General features: G+C 69.9%; 16 protein-coding genes and 1 pseudogene. 12 read left to right on the top strand and 5 right to left on the bottom strand.

Going from position 1 to position 18,019, the window contains the following annotated elements:
* Positions 1–9 precede the first annotated feature (9 nt).
* Positions 10–924 (bottom strand): LLM class F420-dependent oxidoreductase, encoded by a 915-nt coding sequence (locus tag ACWEPL_RS47180; protein ID WP_452440107.1) that lies wholly within the window; start codon positions 922–924, stop codon positions 10–12.
* A gap of 145 nt (positions 925–1,069) precedes the next feature.
* On the opposite strand from ACWEPL_RS47180, the gene ACWEPL_RS47175 reads away from it, so the two are divergent.
* From ACWEPL_RS47175 to ACWEPL_RS47160, 4 genes are read left to right on the top strand one after another with little or no spacing between them, the layout of a single operon-like run.
* A complete protein-coding gene (locus tag ACWEPL_RS47175) occupies positions 1,070–2,053 on the top strand; it encodes a glycoside hydrolase family 18 protein (RefSeq protein WP_363965907.1) in 984 nt (327 codons plus the stop codon).
* Between the two features lie 51 nt (positions 2,054–2,104).
* Positions 2,105–3,223, top strand: a complete 1,119-nt coding sequence (locus ACWEPL_RS47170; protein ID WP_452440106.1) for a sensor histidine kinase — start codon at positions 2,105–2,107, stop codon at positions 3,221–3,223.
* Complete coding sequence (locus tag ACWEPL_RS47165) at positions 3,220–4,311, top strand: sensor histidine kinase (RefSeq protein WP_452440105.1); 1,092 nt, start codon at positions 3,220–3,222, stop codon at positions 4,309–4,311. Before ACWEPL_RS47170 ends, ACWEPL_RS47165 begins: the two co-directional genes overlap by 4 nt.
* Complete coding sequence (locus ACWEPL_RS47160; RefSeq protein ID WP_192786541.1) at positions 4,308–4,907, top strand: response regulator transcription factor; 600 nt, start codon at positions 4,308–4,310, stop codon at positions 4,905–4,907. The genes ACWEPL_RS47165 and ACWEPL_RS47160 overlap by 4 nt, the downstream gene beginning before the upstream one ends.
* A gap of 15 nt (positions 4,908–4,922) precedes the next feature.
* Here the strand turns inward: ACWEPL_RS47160 and ACWEPL_RS47155 are convergent.
* A pseudogene (locus ACWEPL_RS47155) lies at positions 4,923–5,716 on the bottom strand (LLM class flavin-dependent oxidoreductase).
* On the opposite strand from ACWEPL_RS47155, the gene ACWEPL_RS47150 reads away from it, so the two are divergent.
* From ACWEPL_RS47150 to ACWEPL_RS47125, 6 genes are all read left to right on the top strand, one after another.
* Positions 5,708–5,872: a hypothetical protein gene (locus ACWEPL_RS47150; protein WP_452440125.1), complete on the top strand. Its 165-nt coding sequence runs from the start codon at positions 5,708–5,710 to the stop codon at positions 5,870–5,872. The pseudogene ACWEPL_RS47155 and the gene ACWEPL_RS47150 overlap by 9 nt on opposite strands.
* Positions 5,873–6,155: 283 nt before the next feature.
* Positions 6,156–7,913, top strand: a complete 1,758-nt coding sequence (locus ACWEPL_RS47145; RefSeq protein WP_452440103.1) for an ABC transporter substrate-binding protein — start codon at positions 6,156–6,158, stop codon at positions 7,911–7,913.
* Positions 7,914–7,977: 64 nt separating this feature from the next.
* A complete protein-coding gene (locus tag ACWEPL_RS47140) occupies positions 7,978–8,973 on the top strand; it encodes an ABC transporter permease (protein WP_363965899.1) in 996 nt (331 codons plus the stop codon).
* Positions 8,970–9,854 carry an ABC transporter permease gene (locus ACWEPL_RS47135; RefSeq protein ID WP_185077827.1) on the top strand — a complete coding sequence of 295 codons (885 nt, stop codon included), beginning with the start codon at positions 8,970–8,972 and terminating at the stop codon, positions 9,852–9,854. The genes ACWEPL_RS47140 and ACWEPL_RS47135 overlap by 4 nt, the downstream gene beginning before the upstream one ends.
* The gene (locus tag ACWEPL_RS47130; protein ID WP_350722825.1) at positions 9,851–10,792 is read left to right on the top strand and encodes an ABC transporter ATP-binding protein; all 942 of its coding nucleotides are present in this window, start codon (positions 9,851–9,853) and stop codon (positions 10,790–10,792) included. The genes ACWEPL_RS47135 and ACWEPL_RS47130 overlap by 4 nt, the downstream gene beginning before the upstream one ends.
* The gene (locus ACWEPL_RS47125) at positions 10,792–11,667 is read left to right on the top strand and encodes an ABC transporter ATP-binding protein (RefSeq protein WP_452440102.1); all 876 of its coding nucleotides are present in this window, start codon (positions 10,792–10,794) and stop codon (positions 11,665–11,667) included. The genes ACWEPL_RS47130 and ACWEPL_RS47125 overlap by 1 nt, the downstream gene beginning before the upstream one ends.
* 18 nt (positions 11,668–11,685) lie before the next feature.
* On the opposite strand, the gene ACWEPL_RS47120 is transcribed toward ACWEPL_RS47125, so the two are convergent.
* From ACWEPL_RS47120 to ACWEPL_RS47110, 3 genes are all read right to left on the bottom strand, one after another.
* Positions 11,686–12,366, bottom strand: coding sequence for a DUF6879 family protein (locus ACWEPL_RS47120; protein WP_363965895.1), 681 nt, complete (start codon positions 12,364–12,366; stop codon positions 11,686–11,688).
* Between the two features lie 87 nt (positions 12,367–12,453).
* Positions 12,454–13,008 (bottom strand): DUF1707 SHOCT-like domain-containing protein, encoded by a 555-nt coding sequence (locus ACWEPL_RS47115; protein ID WP_452440101.1) that lies wholly within the window; start codon positions 13,006–13,008, stop codon positions 12,454–12,456.
* Positions 13,009–13,040: 32 nt separating this feature from the next.
* Positions 13,041–13,772, bottom strand: coding sequence for a PadR family transcriptional regulator (locus ACWEPL_RS47110; protein WP_363965891.1), 732 nt, complete (start codon positions 13,770–13,772; stop codon positions 13,041–13,043).
* A gap of 430 nt (positions 13,773–14,202) precedes the next feature.
* Between ACWEPL_RS47110 and ACWEPL_RS47105 the strand changes: the two genes are divergently transcribed.
* Together ACWEPL_RS47105 and acnA are read left to right on the top strand one after the other, a co-directional pair.
* Positions 14,203–14,931: a metal-dependent hydrolase gene (locus ACWEPL_RS47105; RefSeq protein WP_355194437.1), complete on the top strand. Its 729-nt coding sequence runs from the start codon at positions 14,203–14,205 to the stop codon at positions 14,929–14,931.
* Positions 14,932–15,078: 147 nt separating this feature from the next.
* Positions 15,079–17,808 (top strand): aconitate hydratase AcnA, encoded by a 2,730-nt coding sequence (gene acnA / locus ACWEPL_RS47100; protein WP_363965889.1) that lies wholly within the window; start codon positions 15,079–15,081, stop codon positions 17,806–17,808.
* The last annotated feature ends 211 nt before the right edge of the window (positions 17,809–18,019 follow it).

Below are 18,019 nucleotides of genomic sequence, written 5' to 3'. Positions count from 1 at the left end.
AATGATTACTTACACGTGCGGAAGCACCTCAGCGGCGATCAGCTCCAGGTGGTCGAGGTCGTTCAGGTCCATGATCTGGAGGTAGACCGTCTCGGCGCCCAGCTCGGCGAACTTGCCGATCTTCTCCACGATCTCGGCCGGGGTGCCGCACAGGCCGCCCACGGGCAGGGTCTCGGGGTTCTCGCCGATGGCGGCCGCGCGCCGCTCGACCTCCGCCCGATCCGCGCCCACGACGGTCGTCTGCGCCACCGAGTACGTCAGTTCGCGCCCGGTCGTCTCGCAGGCCGCGCGCACCCGCGCGAACGCCTGCTCCGTGTCGGCCAGGGTGTGGAACGGGAGGTTGTACTCGTCGGCGTAGGCAGCCGCCAGCCTCGGCGTGCGCTTGGCGCCGAACCCGCCGATGATGATCGGCGGCCTGGGCCGCTGGACCGGCTTGGGCAGCGCGGGCGAGTCGGCCACCCGGTAGTAGCTGCCCTCGAACGAGAAGCTCTTCTCCGCGGTCCACAGGCCCGTGATGATCTCGAGCTGCTCCTCGAACCGCCCGAACCGCTCGTTCTGCGGCGGGAACGGGATGCCGTACGCCGCGTGCTCGGTGTCGAACCAGCCCGTGCCGAAGCCGAGCTCGACCCGGCCGCCGCTCATCTGGTCGATCTGCGCGACGCTGATCGCCAGCGGCCCGGGCAGCCGGAACGTGGCCGGCGTCACCAGGGTGCCCAGCCGGATCCTCGAGGTCTCCCTGGCCAGGCCGGCCAGCGTGATCCACGCGTCGGTCGAGCCGACCCCCGGGTCGCCGGGGCCGATGCGCATGTAGTGGTCGGAACGGAAGAAAGCGTCAAAACCCAGTCGCTCGGTGGCCTGGGCGACGGTGAGCAGGTCGTCATATGTCGCGCCCTGCTGGGGCTCGGTGAAGATCCGCAGCTTCATGACGACATTATCCGCACACAACGGACGCGTGCCGGAAAAGGACCGCACAGCGGCTCGCGCGCTTGCTACCGTTCGAGTCAGCGCCGGAGAGTAGCCGAATGACCACGTGAGGTGGCCTATGCCGCGGCACAAGAGGGAGCCGGGCATGCTCCCGCGCCCGCTCGCGATCCTCGGGGCCCTCGCTCTCACCGCCGCCACCGGAGCGATCGTGCGCATGCTTCCCGCGGGGGCCACGCTCGCGCCGAGGCCGCCGGTGGTGAGGCACACCCCTGCCGTCTCGCCGCCGGTGGCGGTGGAGCCGCAGGCGGCGTTCGTGGAGTTCGTCGACACCGCGCGGGAGCCCGAGTTCGACCTGACCAAGGAGACCCGGCGCACCGGTGTGCGCCGGTACGCGCTCGGCCACCTCGTCTCGGGCGACGACGGCTGCGCGCCCAAATGGAATGGCCCGTCCCAGTCCGACCCGCTCGATCCCGGCAAGAACCCCGTGGCCAACCGGATCGGCCGGCTCAGGGCGCTGGGCGGCGACGCCGCGCCCGTGTTCGGCGGCCCGGAGGGGCGGGAGCTGGCCGACACCTGCACCAGGCCGGGCGGGCTCGCGGCCGCCTACCGCAGGGTGGTCGGGGCGTTCGACGCCGACACCATCGACTTCGAGGTCAGCGACAGCCGGGATCAGGCCGCCGTGCTGCGCCGGGCGCGGGCCATCTACGCCATGCAGCGCGAGCGGCCGCTCCAGGTCAGCTTCACGCTGCCGCTGAAGTCGGACGGGCTGGGCTCCGGCGACGTGGCGATGCTGCGGGCCACCCGCCAGGCGGGCGCCGAGATCGGCACCGTCAACCTGCTGGCCGACATCGAACCGCGGGGCGCCCCTGACGGCCGCCTGCGCCGGGTGGCGGAGGCCGTGCTGGCGGCCAGGGACCAGATCGCGCGGGCCCAGGGCCTGGACGACCCCGAGGAGGCGTGGCCGCACATCGCGCTCACCCCGGTGCTGGTGGGCGAGGGCGATCTGAACGAGGTCGACGCCCGGACCCTGGCCGCCTACGCCGCCCGCCACGGCCTGGCCTGGCTGTCGCTGCGCGGAGTCGCCCCGAAACCGGACGTGTCACGGATTCTTTGGCAGACCTCTCCCTGACTATAGGATTTCCGCGACGGGCGAGGTTTCCAGCGGCAGGGGGATGGCGTGATGGCGGCGCGTCCGGAGACGGCGCGAAAGATCCTGCTCTACTGGATGGACGCCGCGGTCATGCTCCTCGGCGTCATGTTCGTGGTGGTCATCGTCATCTACCTGGCGGACGGCCGGATCTCCACGCTCCACGCCGCGGCCGTCCTCACATGCCTGCTTGTCTGCTTCGGCCTCTTCCCCTCCCTGCTCAGGGACGCCTACGACGCCAGGCCCCGGCCCACGCCGAAGCTGGTGGTCGCGGGGCTGTCCGCGGCGGTCGCGGTGGCGCTGGTCCCGCGCCAGCCGCTGGAGAACGTGCCCACCTGGCTGGAGATCGGCGTCCTGTGGCTGTCGGTCGCCGCCCTCTACCTGCCGTGGGCCGTGACCCTCTGCCTCGGCGTGGCCGTGGTCGGCCTGGCCGGCGGCTATGTCATGGCCGTGACCGGCGAGCCGTGGTACGGGGTGCTCGTCCCCGAGACGTTCAGCGCCGTCGCGCTGACGGTGGCCATGCTGGTCTGGCGCTGGATCTGGTGGACGATCAGGGACGCCCACGACAGCAAGGAGGCCAAGGCCCGGCTGGCGGTGTCGGAGGAGCGGCTGCGCTTCGCCCGTGACCTGCACGACCTGCTCGGGCACAGCCTGTCGGTGATCACGCTGAAGAGCGAGCTGGCCGCCAAGCTGGCGACCAAGGACGCCGGGCGGGCGGACGCCGAGATGGCCCAGGTGCACCGGCTGGCCGGCGAGTCCCTGGCCGAGGTGCAGCAGGCGGTGCACGGCTACCAGACGCTCGACCTCGACGAGGAGCTGGCCGGCGCGCGGGTGGCGTTGGAGGCGGCCGGCGCGCGCTGCCTGATCGACGCCAGGGCCGACGGGCTGTCGCCGGCCGCCCGGACGCTGCTGGCCTGGGCGGTCCGCGAGGGCACCACCAACGTGCTCAAGCACAGCGCGGCCACCCGCTGCGCGATCACGATCGACGGCGGCGTGCTCGAAATGATCAACGACGGCGTGGACGGGCACCCCTCCGCCTCCGGCAGTGGCCTGCGGGGCCTGTCGGAGCGGCTGGCCACGGCGGGCGGCTCCTTCTCCGCCCGGCCGACCCCGGCGGGCGAGTTCCTGCTGCGAGCGGCGGTGCCCGCGTGATACGCCGCGCGACGAAGCTGGACAAGATCCGCTGGGTGATCGTCTACTCGACCGACTTCATCAACCTGTTCTCCTTCTTCGGCTATTACGACCTCTATGTCCGCTGGCAGATGGGCATGCCGTGGCCGGTGGTCCTGGCCGGTGTCGCCCTGCTGGTGGTCTTCAACGTGCTCGCGACGCGGCCGCACCGGGTGGCCATGAGGGGCGGCAGGCGGCCCACCGCGATCCTGGCGGTGACCGGTGTGATCATCCTGGTCATGTCCGTCGCCTTCTTCATGTGGGCCATCCCGACGTGGCTGGGCATGCTGGGGCCCTTCGTGCGCAGGCGCACCATCGTGATCCTGTCGGTCCTGTCCGTCGTGCTCTTCAACCTGTACGTGGCGCTGCAGGGCGTGCCCATCTGGGGCACGCTCCTGGTGCAGTCGGTGTTCACCGCCGTGAGCGTGGTCGGCGTGCTGACGAACCTGTGGCTCTGGCGGGTGGCCAAGGAGGCGTACGAGGGGCAGGAGGCGCAGGCCAGGCTGGCGGTCTCGGAGGAGCGCCTGCGCTTCGCCCGCGACCTCAACGACCTGCTCGGGCAGAGCCTCACCGACATCGCGGCCCGCACCGAGGGCGCGTCGCGCACGCTGCCGGTCGACCCGGCGGCGGCGGCCGAGGAGATGTTCGCGGTCCGCGACCTGGCCCGGCGGTCGCTGCGCGAGGTGCGCTCCGTCGTGCAGAGCTACCGGGCCGTCGACCTGGACGAGATGCTCGCCAGCGTGCGGGCCGTGCTGGAGGCGGCGGACGTACGATGCACCGTGCACGCCGAGACGGGCTCGCTGCCGCCGGAGACCCGCACGCTGCTGGCCACGGTCGTGCGCGAGGGGACCACCAACGTGCTCAAGCACAGCACGGCCGGACGCTGCACGATCACGATCGAGGATGGAGTGCTGGAGATGTCCAACGACGGGGTGAGCGGACCGGCGGGCGAGCACGCGCCGAACGGCCTGGCGGGGCTGGCCCAGCGCGTACGCGCGGTCGGCGGCACCCTGGAGGCCGCGCCGACGCACGAGGGCGGCTACCTGCTGCGGGCGGCGGTGCCGGCATGACGACCAGGGTGTTACTGGCCGACGACGAGCACCTGATCCGGGGCGCCATCGCGGCCCTGCTGGACCTGGAGGAGGGCATCGAGGTCGTCGCCCAGGTGGGCAGGGGTGACGAGGTCGTGGCCGCCGTGGCCGAGCACCGGCCCGACGTGGCCGTGCTCGACATCGAGATGCCCGGCATGGACGGCCTCAGCGCGGCCGAGCAGATCAGCGCGCAGTGCAAGATCGTCATCCTGACGAGCCTGGGCCGCCCCGGCTACCTGCGCAGGGCGATGGCGGCGGGGGTGAGCGGCTTCCTCGGCAAGGACGCCTCGGCCGAGGAGCTGGCCATGGCGATCCGGAAGGTCCAGGCGGGCGGCCGCTATCTCGACGCCGAGCTGGCCGCCGCCGCGATGGCCGCCGGCGACAGCCCGCTGACCGAGCGCGAGCGCGACGCGCTGCGGCTGGCCGGCGACGGGGCCACGATCTCGCGGATCGCGGCCGAGCTGCACCTGACCGAGGGCACCGTACGCAACTACCTGTCGAGCGCGATGACCAAGCTCAACGCCCAGAACCGCCTGGAGGCCATCCGCACGGCCCAGCGCATGGGCTGGCTCTGAACCCGGCCGGGGACCTCACCGCAGCAGGTCGCGCACCTTCGCCAGCAGGTCCACCTGGGTACGCCAGTCGCCGCCCGCTATGCCGATGACCGCGTGGCCCGCCCCGGCGTCGCGGTAGGCGGCGAGCGCCTCGGCGGCTCGCTCCGGCGGGCCGGTGAGCGGGATCGGCAGGACCTCCTCCAAGGGGCGGCCGTAGGCGGCGGCGACGCCTGACGCGATCTCCTCCCGCGACGGGACTCCGTGGCCGCTCCCCAGGGCCGCCGTGCCGCCGATCGCGACGACCGGTACGGGACGGCCCCGGCCCGCGGCCAGCTCCGCGAGCCGGGCCCGGCCCTCGGCCACCTCCCGGGGCGGGATCAGGGACGGGAACCAGCCGTCGCCGAGCAGCGCCGCCCGCCGGATCGCCGCCTCGGACGCGTTGCCGACCCACACCGGCGGCATCGTGGCGGCGGGCGCCAGCCGTACGGGCGGCTCGCCGGGCTCGTCCCGCAGCCGCGTCTCCTCGCCCGCCAGCAGCCGGGGCAGCAGTTCCAGGGCCGTGTCGGTACGCCGGCCGCGCGAGCGGTAGGGCGCCCCCGCCGCGGCCCACTGCCCGGGACCGCCGCCCGAGCCCACCCCAGGACGAGGCGGTCGCGGGTGACGTGCTGCAGGGTCGCGATCTGCTTGGCGGCCCACGCGAGGGGCCGGATGGCGGGGACGAACACGCTCATCCCCACCTTGATCCGCCGGGTGCCCGCCGCGGCGGCGGCCAGGGCGATGGGCCCGTCCAGGGTCGGCCCGCCGATGGCCAGGTGGTCGCCGTGCCACACGCCGTCCAGCCCGGCGTCCTCGGCGTGCCGCGCGGCGGCCGGCAGGTCGATGCCGTCGCGCCGCTGCACGGAGACTCCCGGCAGGATGACGCCGATCGTGAAGCTGTTCATGCGCTCCACCGTGCAACCTCAATCGCGGTCGAGGTCAACCGGTGAGAGCGTTTGCGGGGCGCGTCTCGAAAGAGTCACGGGTATTGACGGCACGGACATCGTGAACTTACGTTCGCGGTACTTATCCGGTTCAGCAGGCCCTCACGGCCTGTGACTACTCCTCAGTGAATCGCTCACCGGTCTCCAGGGCGGGGGCGCGTTCTGCGTCCTTGCTGGGAGCGCTCCCAGGTGGGAGCTCCCGCCGCCCGTTCGAGAGCAAGCCGGCCCATCGGGGGTCGATGGAAGACGTGCGAACCTTCGCGCCCCGCGCGGAGGAAGGAGAGAAGCGATGCGAAACCGGGCTCGGATCATGATTCCGCTCGTGGCGGCGGGCCTGCTCGCCGCGGCCTGCACCGGCGGCGGAGCCACGCCGACCCCACCGGCCTCCCAGCCGCAGAGCCAGGGCGCGGTGGCGAGCGCCAACCCCGACTCGCTGCCGCGCAACGAGACCCTCTACACGACCGGCACCCAGTGGGGGCCGCCCGTCAACTTCAACCCCATCAGGGAATGGGACCACGCCACGGGCACCAAGGGCCTGGTGTACGAGACGCTGTTCCACTATGACGCGACCGCCGGCAAGCTGACCCCCTGGCTGGCCGAGAGCGGCTCGTGGGCCGACGACAAGACGTACCAGGTCAAGCTCCGCCAGGGCGTCAAGTGGGCCGACGGCCAGCCTCTGACGGCCAAGGACGTGGCGTACTCCTTCGAGCTCGGCAAGATGGAGACGATCCCGTACCACAACCTGTGGACCTGGCTGAAGAGCGTCGAGGCGGTCGACGACCAGACGGTGAAGTTCAGCTTCTCCACGGCCAACTACCAGCAGTGGGACTTCAACCTGTACAGCCGGTCGATCGTCCCCGAGCACATCTGGAAGGGCCGCTCGGAGAAGGACGTGCTCGACGGGATCAACGAGAACCCGGTGGGCACGGGCGCATACACGTTCATGGCCAAGGACCAGGACCGCGTCGTGCTGCAGCGGCGCGACGACTGGTGGGGCAAAGCCGCGCTGAACATGGAGCCCAAGCCCCGCTACATCGTCGACATCGCCACCCCGAGCAACGAGGTCGCGATGGGCCTGCTGCTGCAGAAGGGCATGGACCTGAGCAACAACTTCCTGCCCGGCGTGGCCAACCTGGTCAAGGGCAACTTCGGCCTGACGACCTACTACAGCGAGCCGCCGTACATGTTGTCGGCCAACACCGCGTGGCTGGTGCCCAACACCACCAAGAAGCCGATGGACGACCCCGCCTTCCGCAAGGCGCTCGCCGCCTCGATCGACGTCAAGAAGATCGTCGAAGGCGTGTACGGCAACCTCGTCAAGGCCGCCAGCCCGACCGGCCTGCTGCCGCAGTGGGAGCAGTACGTCGACCAGAACGTGGTGGCCGAATCCGGGTTCGCCTTCGACGCGGCCAAGGCGAAGAAGGCGCTGGCCGACGCCGGTTACAAGGACACCGACGGCGACGGGTACGTCGAGAACAAGGACGGCTCCAAGATCAGCCTGACCATCATCGTGCCGTCCGGCTGGACGGACTGGATGGAGTCGGCCAGGTCCATCGCCGCCAGCGCCAAGACCGCCGGGATCCAGATCACCCCGGACTTCCCCGACTTCAACGCCCTGGTGGAGAAGCGCGCCAAGGGCGACTTCGACCTGCTGATCAACAACGAGCGGCAGCTGTCCAACTCGCCGTACACCTACTACGAGTACCTCTTCCAGCTCCCGATCCAGAAACAGCAGAACACCGTCAACTTCGCCCGCTACGAGAACAAGCGGGCCTGGGACCTGACCAAGCAGCTCGACCAGGTCAAGACCGACGACGTCGAGGGCATGAAGAAGATCATCTCCCAGCTCCAGCAGATCCACCTGGACGACCTGCCGGTGATCCCGCTCTGGTACAACGGCCTCTGGGCGCAGTCGAGCAACCAGGTCTGGAAGAACTGGCCGGCCGCGGCGGGCAGCACGCCCAAGACCCCGGCCGTGATGTGGCACAACTGGCTCGAACTGGGTGGTTTCGAGACCCTCACGCAGCTCCAGCCCTCCGGCTCCTGACCCCATCGTCCCCCGCTCCCGCAGGAGCGGGGGACTTTCACGGCTCTCACGGAGAAAGCATCACGTGCGTCGATATTTCGGCAGAAAACTGCTCATATACGGGCTGACCTTCTTCGTCGCTGTCACCGTCAACTGGCTGATCCCGCGTTTCATGCCCGGCGACCCGGTGGCGAGCATGGTGGCCAGGGCCAACGTCACCCAGCCCGCCGCCGCGGAGGCGATGCGGGTCTACTACAGCAACCTCTTCGGCTTCGACCAGCCGCTGATCACGCAGTACCTCAACTTCTGGGCCGCGCTGTTCAGGGGCGACTTCGGGATCAGCATCTGGCTGTTCCCTTCCCCCGTCAGCTCCGTGATCATGAGCGCGGTGCCGTACACGCTGGCGCTGATCGTCCCGTCGGTGCTGCTGAGCTGGGTGGTGGGCAACTGGTTCGGCGCGTACGCGGCCCGGCGCAAGCTGCTCGACAACACCGTGCTCCCGGTCGGGTACGTCCTGACCGCGATGCCGTACATGTGGCTGGCCGTGCTCCTGGCCTGGGCGCTCGGCGTGATCGCCGGACTGTTCCCGGTGGCCGGCGGCTACAGCTTCTCGATGCGGCCCAACTGGTCGTGGGCGTTCCTGCTCGACCTGCTGCACCACTGGACACTGCCGTTCCTGTCGCTGTTCCTGGTGGCGCTGGGCGGCTGGGCCATCGGCATGCGCAACATGATCATCTATGAGCTGGAGTCCGACTACTCCAACTACCTGGCCGCGCTCGGCGCGCCGGCCAGGCTCATCCGCAGGTACGCCTTCCGCAACGCCGTCCTGCCCCAGATCACCGGCCTGGCCCTGCAACTCGGCGTGATCGTGGCCGGAGCCCTGGTCACCGAGATCGTCTTCGCCTACCCGGGCCTGGGCAGCCTGATTCTCAACGCCATCAAGAACAAGGACTTCTTCCTGCTCCAGGGCACGTTCCTGTTCATCGTGCTCGGCGTGCTGATCGCCAACTTCATCATCGACATCGTCTACGTCGTGGTCGATCCGCGTACCAGGGCGGGAATGGCGGGTGCGCGGGCATGACGGCACTCCAGGAAGTCGCCCCGCGCGAGCGCGCCGGGGTCCGGCGCGAGGCGCTCTACTTCGCCGTGCGCAACGGCAAGCTGATGTTCGGCTTCGGCCTCGTGCTGGCGCTGCTCCTGCTCGGCCTGATCGGGCCGGTGCTGACCGGCGGCACGCCCAACGAGTACGGCCCCCAGCCCATGAGCCCGCCCTCGGCCGGGCACTGGCTCGGCACCACCACGTTCGGCCAGGACATCTTCCTGCAGTTCGTGCACGGCCTGCGCAGCACCTTCGCCGTGGGCGTGGTCGGCGGCGGCATCGCGGCGGCCATCGGCATGCTCGTCGGGTTCGTGGCCGGCTACCGCGGCGGCATCGTCGACGAGGTGCTCAACATGCTGACCAACGTCATCCTCGTCATCCCGACCCTGGCCGTGCTGCTGATCATCAACGCGTACCTGGGGATCAGGAGCGTGGCCGTGCAGGGCCTGTTCATCGGCCTGACGCAGTGGCCGTGGGCGGCGCGGGCGATCAGGGCGCAGACGTTCTCGCTGCGTACGAGGGAGTTCGTGGACCTGGCCAGGATGAGCGGCGCGAGCACCTGGAAGATCATCACCAGGGAGATCGCGCCGAACATGAGCTCCTACCTGTTCATGACGTTCATCCTGCTGTTCGGCGGCTCGATCCTCATCGCCTCCTCGCTCGACTTCATCGGCCTCGGCCCGACCGAGGGGGTCTCGCTCGGCCTGATGCTGCAGAACGCCAACCAGTGGAGCGCGCTCCAGCTCGGCATGTGGTGGTGGTTCGTGCCGCCGGGCGCGGCCATCACCGCCATCGTGGGTGCCCTGTACGTGGCCAACGTCGGCCTCGACGAGGTCTTCAACCCGAAACTGAGGGAGACATGAGCCTGCAGGTCAGCGAGCTGAGGGTGCACTACCGCACGCTCAGGGGCGAGGTCCGCGCCCTCGACGGCATGTCCTTCGAGCTGTCGGACGGCGAGATCCTCGGCCTGGTCGGCGAGTCCGGCTGCGGCAAGAGCACGCTGGGCAAGAGCCTCATCCGCATGGACGGCCGCATGCGCCACGTCGGCGGCCGGGTCGTGCTCGACGGCCGGGAGCTGCCCATCGCCGACGACCGCGGGATGAACGACTTCCGCTTCAAGGAGGTCTCCCTCATCCCGCAGTACGCCATGAGCGCGCTCAACCCCACCCGCAAGATCCGCAGGATGGTCGGCGAGCTGCTCCGGTCGAGGGGCGCGGAGGTGGACGCGGCCGAGCTGGAACGCCGGATGGACCAGGTCGGCCTGCCCCGCGAGGTGCTCGACCGCTACCCGATCGAGCTGTCCGGCGGCATGAAGCAGCGCATGGTGATGGTCATCTCGACGCTGCTCGACCCGTCCCTGCTGATCGCCGACGAGGTCACCTCCGCGCTCGACGTCTCCACCCAGAAGGCCGTCGCCCGCGCGCTGCTCGGCTTCCGCGAGAGCGGCTACGTCAAGAGCATGATCTTCGTCACCCACGACATCGCGCTCACCCACCACATCGCCGACACGATCATGGTCATGTACGCGGGCAAGCTGGCCGAGAAGGCGCCCGCCGACGTGATCGTCAAGGCACCCCGCCACCCGTACACGAAGCTGCTGCTCGACTCCCTGCCCGAGGTCGGGGTCCGCTACGCCGACCGCAGGCTGGAGGGCATCGCCGGCAGCCCGCCGTCGCTGCTGGACCCGCCCGCCGGCTGCCGCTTCCGCGACCGCTGCCCGATCGCGGGGGACGAGTGCGCCGAGGAACCGCCCGTGGTCGAGCTCGCCTCCGACCATCACGTCGCCTGCTGGAAGGCCTGATGCTGAAACTCGACGACGTCACCAAGGAATTCAGGATCGGCGCGTTCGGCGGCAAGAGTGTCGCGGCCGTACGGAACGTGAGCTTCGAGGTCGTGCCCGGCGAGGTCGTCTCCCTCATCGGGGAGAGCGGCAGCGGCAAGAGCACGATCGGCCGGATGATCCTCGGCCTGAACCCGGTCACCAGCGGCACGATCACCTTCGACGGGCGGCCCGTGCGCGGCGGCAAGGAGTACTACCGCCACATCCAGGGCATCTTCCAGGACCCGTTCAGCTCGTTCAACCCGGTGTTCAAGGCCGACCGGGTGTTCGACCTGGTCAAGGAGGCGTACCACCCGTCCGTCCCGGCGGCCGAGTGGGCCGGACGGGTCGCGGCGTGCCTGCGCGACGTGCGGCTCAACCCCGACCAGGTGCTCGGCAAGTATCCGCACCAGCTCAGCGGCGGCCAGCTCCAGCGCCTGCTCATCGCCCGCGCGCTGCTGCTCGACATCAAGCTGCTGGTGGCCGACGAGATCACCAGCATGCTGGACGCCTCCACCCGCATCGACGTGCTCAACCTGCTCGCCGAGCTGAAGACCCGCGGCCTCGGCGTGCTCTACATCACGCACGACCTCTCGCTCGGCAACTACCTCGCCGAGCGCACGGTGGTGCTGCGCCAGGGGAGCGTGGTCGAGATGGGGCTGACGGACAAGGTCTTCGGCGATCCGCTGCACCCGTACACCCGCGAGCTGCTGTCCGCCGTGCCGCGCCTGCACCAGGCCTGGGACGACGCCACGCCCGTGGAAACCTGCCTCTACCACGAGCGCGGCGGCACGGGAGCGCTGCTGGAGGCCGAACCCGGCCACCTCGTGGCGTGCGCCCGGCTCCCGGCCTGCTGAGGAATGTGAAGGGGGCGCTCAGACCCGGAACTCCTCGGTACGGTGCGCGTAGGCGGGCAGCGCGGCCCGCATCTCGTCGGTGACCTGCGGCGGCGGCAGCGGCACGATCTCCCGCTCGTGGAAGTCGAGCACGTTCTCCCCCTCGGCGAACAGCTCCTGGACCGTCCGCAGGCACGGCCCCACGACGGCGGGATCGGTGATCCGCCGCCCGCCCATGCACCCGCCGTACCGGTCGTACAGCACTTCGTACATCAGGGACGGAGAGAAGATCACCAGCTCCGGCATCGGGTCGAGCCCCGCCACCCGCTCGGCCGGCACCACCCGGCACGGGGAGCCGGCCCTGGCGCGTAAGGCCAGGATGTGCATCTCCCACTGCAGGTACGAGGTGATCGGGAACTCGACGACCCGCACCCGCTTGACCGGGACGCGGTGCCGGAAATAGTCGGCCACGGTCGCCGCCATGTGCGCGGTCAGGGCCAGCGAACGCTCCCAGTCGCCGTCCATCATGGCCCGCCAGCTCGCCACGTCCGGCTCGTAGAAGTGCTGGGCGCGCTCCAGCTTCCACATCGGCTCGGGGCAGATCGCGTGGTCGCGGTCGAAACCGGTTTGGTACTCCGGCACGTCCAGGGCGAGGCCGTCGGCCGGGGCGACGGCGGCGAACGGGTTCGTGCGGCGGGCCGGAGCGCCCTGCTGGGTCATGCGGCGTCCCTTCGACTCTGAAGATCCGCCCTGATCATGAAATGAGCCCCTGACAGGGTCAAGGCCCAAAACGATCCGGGCGGACCGTCAGCGCCGGTAGTGGAAGCGCCGGTGGATGAGGCTGAACACCATGGCTCCCAGCCACACCACGAAGAGCACCTTGAAGATCCCGAAGCCGCCGAAGATCAGCCCCAGCAGCAGGAACACGAACAGCACGCCCATGAACGGATGCGGCCCGCGATGGCGCCGCCACGGGTGGTTGCCGCCCTGCTCGCGCCACTGACGGCGCATATCCCGGCGGGCCTGGTGCATGGAGTGGCGCATGTCATGGTGGGCCTGGTGCATGGACTGCATCTGCCGGCGGTGCGCCGACATCGCCTCCCGCCAGCCGTCCATGTCATGGTGGGGGTCGTAGTGGGGGTCGTAGTGGGGTGCGGGCTCGCGGTAGCCGGGCGCGGGCTGCGGCCCCGGCAGGTCGGCCGTCACCTTTGCCAGGTCACGGGCCGTCTTCGAGGCCAGCGTCTGGTCGAGTCGCTCGTCGAGCTCCTCGTGGGTCAGGCGGCCCTGCGCGAAGTGCTCGCGCAGGACGGCCATCGTCTGCTCACGCTCGGCGTCGCCGATGCGAAGGTCGTGCGAGTCCATACCTGATCCCGAATCCTTCCGGAAGCTCGCGCTCACTCCTCGCCCGGTTCGTCGTCCGCCAGGATCTGGTAGAGCTTGCGCCGGGTCTCTATAAGAGTCTTACGCGCTTCTCGGATTTGTGCGTCGTTCCCGGTCTGCAAAACCTGCATCATGGCGAAGGCCGACTGCCGGGCGATGTGCCAGAGATCGGCGGTGTTGTCGTCGATGTCGGGGCGCATCTCGTCCCACGGGGCCCGGACCTCGTCCGCGTGCGACTCGATGTAGTTGCGCCCCGCCTCGGTGAGGCGGAAGGTCTTGCGGCCCTCGCTCTCCTCCGAGATCACCAGGCCCTCGTCGGTGAGCTGCTGCAGCGCCGGGTAGACGGCGCCGGGGCTGGGCTTCCAGCCGCCCTCGCTGCGCTCGGCGATCTCCTGGATGATCTGGTAGCCGTTGCGCGGCTCCTCCGAGAGCAGGGCCAGGATCGCGGCGCGGACGTCGCCCCGCTTGGCCTTGCGGCCCCGGCCGCCCCAGCCCCGCTGGCCGCCCCACGGCCCGCCGGGGCCGCCCCAGGGGCCGCGCCCCCAGTCGAACGGGAACGGCCCGCCGGGGCCGCCACGCCTGCCGCGCTGGCGGTGCTCGTGATGGTGGCGGCGGCCACCCATGTCGTCGAAGGCCTCGGAAACGGCCCTGAACGCCTCGCGGGCGGCCTGCTTGGCCTCACGGGCCGCCTGCCGGTACTCGTGCGCGCCGGGCCAGTGCCCGCCTGCTGCCTGTGCGGAATCCATTTCTCCCCCTATATCGTGATCTGTTCTCGATGCGTCAACGATATATCGATAGTGTGTCGTTAGCAAGGCCGGTGCGGGAGTGAGCCAGATCACGAAAAAGTTGCGGAATCCGGGAACAGGATTGAGGAAAGGCTCGTTATCTAGAGCAGACGAGGTCGTTCCGCGTCGGCAGGGCTGGGGGGTGCTGTCGCCGCGGAGACGGCCTCGTCTGCGTTTGCGGGGACTTTTCGGGACCGCGCACCCAGCTCCTTCCCGCTCGCGTGCGCGGGGGAGCGGGTCGGCGAGCAGGCCGGCCGCGAAGACCGTGCGTGACCACGTATCCCCATATTTTCGCCAAGTAACGCGTCGCGGATCGGCCCCAGGCCATCGTGAAGGCCCCGCCAGGCGGGTCTCGGCGCGTAAAGGACTTCTTTGCCGTACAGTCCGGATCATGATGGGGCACACGCACGCGATGACCGGGGCCATCGCCTGGCTGGGGCTGGCGCCGCCCCTCGCCGCACTTCCGTTGCTGAACGAGTCGTCCCGGTTCGTCGAGACGGGAATCATGGCCACCGCGCTCAGCCCGGCGGAGCTGATCGCCGGTGCCCTCATCTGCGCGGGCGCCGCGATGCTGCCCGACCTCGACCATCCGAGCGCGACGATCGCGCAGACGTTCGGGCCGGTCACGTGGGCGCTCAGCAAGGCCGTGTGCTGGATCAGCGGCGGCCACCGCGGCGCGACCCACTCGCTGGTGTTCGCGGCGGCGCTCGGATTCGGGGCCCACTGGCTGGCCAACACCTATCCCATCGGGCGCGACATCATGGTCGTGCTGCTCATCGGCCTGGCCCTGCGGGCGATCGGCGTCGGGATCCCCGGCAACAAGGCGGGTTCCGCGATGATCAACATCGGGCTGACCGCCGGGCTTTACGCCGTCTTCCTCTCGCTCGGCGTGGGCTACGCCTGGCTGGGGCTCGCGGTGGCGATCGGGTGCCTCATCCATGTCGTCGGCGACTGCATGACCGAACGGGGCTGTCCGGTGCTGTGGCCGCTGGGGGCCAAGTTCGTGCTGCCGTGGAAGATCGGCATCAAGACCGGCAAGACGTTCGAGCAGAAGATCCTCGCGCCGATCCTGTCGGTGGCCATCGTCGGCCTGCTGTTCTGGCGGCTGGCACCCGGTTAACTTGATGTCGAGATAACCTAGGGATATCTTGACGTCGAGACATCCGCCGCGGAGCTCGCCAGTTAGGGTCACCTAACGTGCTGGTCGTGCGAAGAGTGCGGCAGGATTTGGTCTGAGGAAAAAGTCTGATGGAGGAGGCGAATCACCGTGTCCGCGAACAGCTTCGGCAGCCGTGACACGCTACGCGTCGGCGACGCGTCGTACGAGATTTTCCGGCTGGATGCCGTCGAGGGCGCCGCACGCCTCCCGTACAGCCTGAAGATCCTGCTGGAAAACCTCCTCCGCACCGAGGACGGCGCGAACATCACCGCCGACCACATCCGGGCGCTGGGTGGCTGGGACCCGAAGGCGGCGCCGAGCGTGGAGATCCAGTTCACGCCCGCGCGCGTCATCATGCAGGACTTCACCGGCGTCCCCTGCGTGGTCGACCTGGCCACCATGCGCGAGGCCGTGCGTGACCTCGGCGGCGACGCGGCCCGCATCAACCCGCTCGCGCCGGCCGAGATGGTCATCGACCACTCGGTCATCGTCGACTTCTTCGGCCACCCCGACGCCTTCCAGCGCAACGTCGAGCGCGAGTACGAGCGCAACCGCGAGCGCTACCAGTTCCTGCGCTGGGGCCAGACGGCCTTCGACGAGTTCAAGGTCGTCCCGCCCGGCACCGGCATCGTCCACCAGGTCAACATCGAGCACCTGGCCCGCGTGGTGATGATCCGCGACGGCAAGGCGTACCCCGACACCTGCGTCGGCACCGACTCCCACACCACCATGGAGAACGGCATCGGCGTCCTGGGCTGGGGCGTCGGCGGCATCGAGGCCGAGGCCGCGATGCTCGGCCAGCCGATCTCCATGCTCATCCCGCGCGTGGTCGGCTTCAAGCTCAACGGCAAGCTGCCCGCCGGGGCCACCGCCACCGACCTGGTGCTCACGATCACCGAGATCCTGCGCAAGCACGGCGTCGTCGGCAAGTTCGTGGAGTTCTACGGCGAGGGCGTCTCGTCCGTGCCGCTGGCCGACCGGGCCACGATCGGCAACATGAGCCCCGAGTTCGGCTCCACCTGCGCGATCTTCCCGATCGACGGCCAGACCGTCGACTACCTGCGCCTGACCGGCCGCTCCGAGGAGCAGATCGCGCTCGTCGAGGCGTACGCCAAGACCCAGGGCCTCTGGCTCGACCCGTCCGCGCCCGAGCCGGTCTTCTCCGAGTACATCGAGCTCGACCTCGGCACCGTCGTGCCGTCCATCGCCGGCCCCAAGCGCCCGCAGGACCGCATCGCGCTGTCGGCCGCCAAGGCCACCTGGCGCCACGACGTCCAGAACTACGTCGAGGACGGCGTCGACGAGGCGGGCCAGGAGACCTTCCCGGCCTCCGACGCGCCCGCCTCCAACGCCCGCGCCAACGGCGGCCGGCCGCACAAGCCGGTGGCGGTCACGCTGGCCGACGGCACCTCGTTCGAGATCGACCACGGCATCGTCTCGATCGCCGCGATCACCTCGTGCACCAACACCTCCAACCCGTACGTCATGCTCGGCGCGGCGCTGCTGGCCCGCAACGCCGTCGAGAAGGGCCTGACCCGCAAGCCGTGGGTCAAGACCTCGCTGGCCCCCGGCTCGCAGGTCGTCACAGGCTACTTCGAGCGCTCGGGGCTCCAGCCGTACCTCGACAAGATCGGCTTCAACCTCGTCGGCTACGGCTGCACCACCTGCATCGGAAACTCGGGCCCGCTGCCGCCCGAGATCTCCGAGGCCGTGCAGGCCAACGACCTCGCGGTCACGGCCGTGCTGTCGGGCAACCGCAACTTCGAGGGCCGCATCAACCCCGACGTCAAGATGAACTACCTGGCCTCGCCGCCGCTCGTGGTGGCGTACGCGCTGGCCGGGACCATGGACGTCGACCTCGACACCGAGCCGCTGGGCCTGGGCAACGACGGCAAGCCCGTCTACCTGAGGGACATCTGGCCGTCGCCGGAGGAGATCTCCGCGGTGGTCAACTCCTCCATCGGCCGTGACATGTTCGAGCGCGACTACGCCGACGTGTTCAAGGGCGACGACCACTGGCGCTCGCTGCCGATCCCGACCGGCGACACGTTCGAGTGGGACCCGTCCTCGACCTACGTGCGCAAGGCCCCCTACTTCGACGGCATGCCGTCGAAGCCGGAGCCCGTCACCGACATCGCCGGCGCCCGCGTGCTGGTCAAGGTCGGCGACTCGGTCACCACCGACCACATCTCGCCGGCCGGCTCCATCAAGACCGGCACCCCGGCCGCGCAATATCTGCAGGCCAACGGGGTCGAGGTGAAGGACTTCAACTCCTACGGCTCGCGGCGCGGCAACCACGAGGTGATGATCCGGGGCACGTTCGCCAACATCCGCCTGCGCAACCAGATCGCGCCGGGCACCGAGGGCGGCTACACCCGCGACTTCACCCAGCCCGACGGGCCGGTGTCGTTCATCTACGACGCCTCGGTCAACTACGCCGCGGCCGAGACGCCGCTGGTGGTGCTGGCGGGCAAGGAGTACGGCTCCGGCTCCTCGCGCGACTGGGCGGCCAAGGGCACGGCGCTGCTGGGCGTGCGCGCGGTCATCGCCGAGTCGTACGAGCGCATCCACCGCTCCAACCTGATCGGCATGGGCGTGCTCCCGCTGCAGTTCCCCGAGGGCGCCACGGCGGAGTCGCTCGGGCTGACCGGCGAGGAGACCTTCGACATCACGGGTGTCGAGGAGCTCAACTCCGGCGGCATCCCGAGCACGGTCCACGTCAAGGCCGGCGAGGTCGAGTTCGACGCTGTGGTGCGCATCGACACGCCGGGCGAGGCCGACTACTACCGGCACGGCGGGATCATGCAGTACGTTCTTCGCTCGTTGCTCGCGAAGTGACTTCCCGGGCTCGCGCGCGGTCATGAGCCGCGCGGGGGCCGGGATCCCTTGGCCGCTCGTTGAAGCCGGGGGTGGGGCGTGATCCTCACGCGCCCGTATCGGGGGAACCACCCGACACAAAGAAGAGCCGCCCGGCGGGCGGGCTGGGCCGAGCTCAGCCTCGCCCCATTCGGTGATCAGGAACGCCAACAGCTCTTTTCGGCCCCTGGTC

The organism is Nonomuraea sp. NPDC004186, from assembly GCF_053603495.1.
This window is presented reverse-complemented; position numbering and strand designations above follow the sequence as displayed.

What these genes read in the sequence shown, in the direction of transcription:
- ACWEPL_RS47120 (WP_363965895.1), bottom strand. Translation starts at nt 12,366, where the DNA reads ATGACCCAGCAGGGCGCTCCGGCCCGCCGCACGAACCCGTTCGCCGCC.
- ACWEPL_RS47180 (WP_452440107.1), bottom strand. Translation starts at nt 924, where the DNA reads ATGAAGCTGCGGATCTTCACCGAGCCCCAGCAGGGCGCGACATATGAC.
- ACWEPL_RS47170 (WP_452440106.1), top strand. Translation starts at nt 2,105, where the DNA reads ATGGCGGCGCGTCCGGAGACGGCGCGAAAGATCCTGCTCTACTGGATG.
- ACWEPL_RS47110 (WP_363965891.1), bottom strand. Translation starts at nt 13,772, where the DNA reads ATGGATTCCGCACAGGCAGCAGGCGGGCACTGGCCCGGCGCGCACGAG.
- ACWEPL_RS47130 (WP_350722825.1), top strand. Translation starts at nt 9,851, where the DNA reads ATGAGCCTGCAGGTCAGCGAGCTGAGGGTGCACTACCGCACGCTCAGG.
- ACWEPL_RS47135 (WP_185077827.1), top strand. Translation starts at nt 8,970, where the DNA reads ATGACGGCACTCCAGGAAGTCGCCCCGCGCGAGCGCGCCGGGGTCCGG.
- ACWEPL_RS47160 (WP_192786541.1), top strand. Translation starts at nt 4,308, where the DNA reads ATGACGACCAGGGTGTTACTGGCCGACGACGAGCACCTGATCCGGGGC.
- ACWEPL_RS47145 (WP_452440103.1), top strand. Translation starts at nt 6,156, where the DNA reads ATGCGAAACCGGGCTCGGATCATGATTCCGCTCGTGGCGGCGGGCCTG.
- ACWEPL_RS47125 (WP_452440102.1), top strand. Translation starts at nt 10,792, where the DNA reads ATGCTGAAACTCGACGACGTCACCAAGGAATTCAGGATCGGCGCGTTC.
- ACWEPL_RS47105 (WP_355194437.1), top strand. Translation starts at nt 14,203, where the DNA reads ATGATGGGGCACACGCACGCGATGACCGGGGCCATCGCCTGGCTGGGG.
- ACWEPL_RS47115 (WP_452440101.1), bottom strand. Translation starts at nt 13,008, where the DNA reads ATGGACTCGCACGACCTTCGCATCGGCGACGCCGAGCGTGAGCAGACG.
- ACWEPL_RS47175 (WP_363965907.1), top strand. Translation starts at nt 1,070, where the DNA reads ATGCTCCCGCGCCCGCTCGCGATCCTCGGGGCCCTCGCTCTCACCGCC.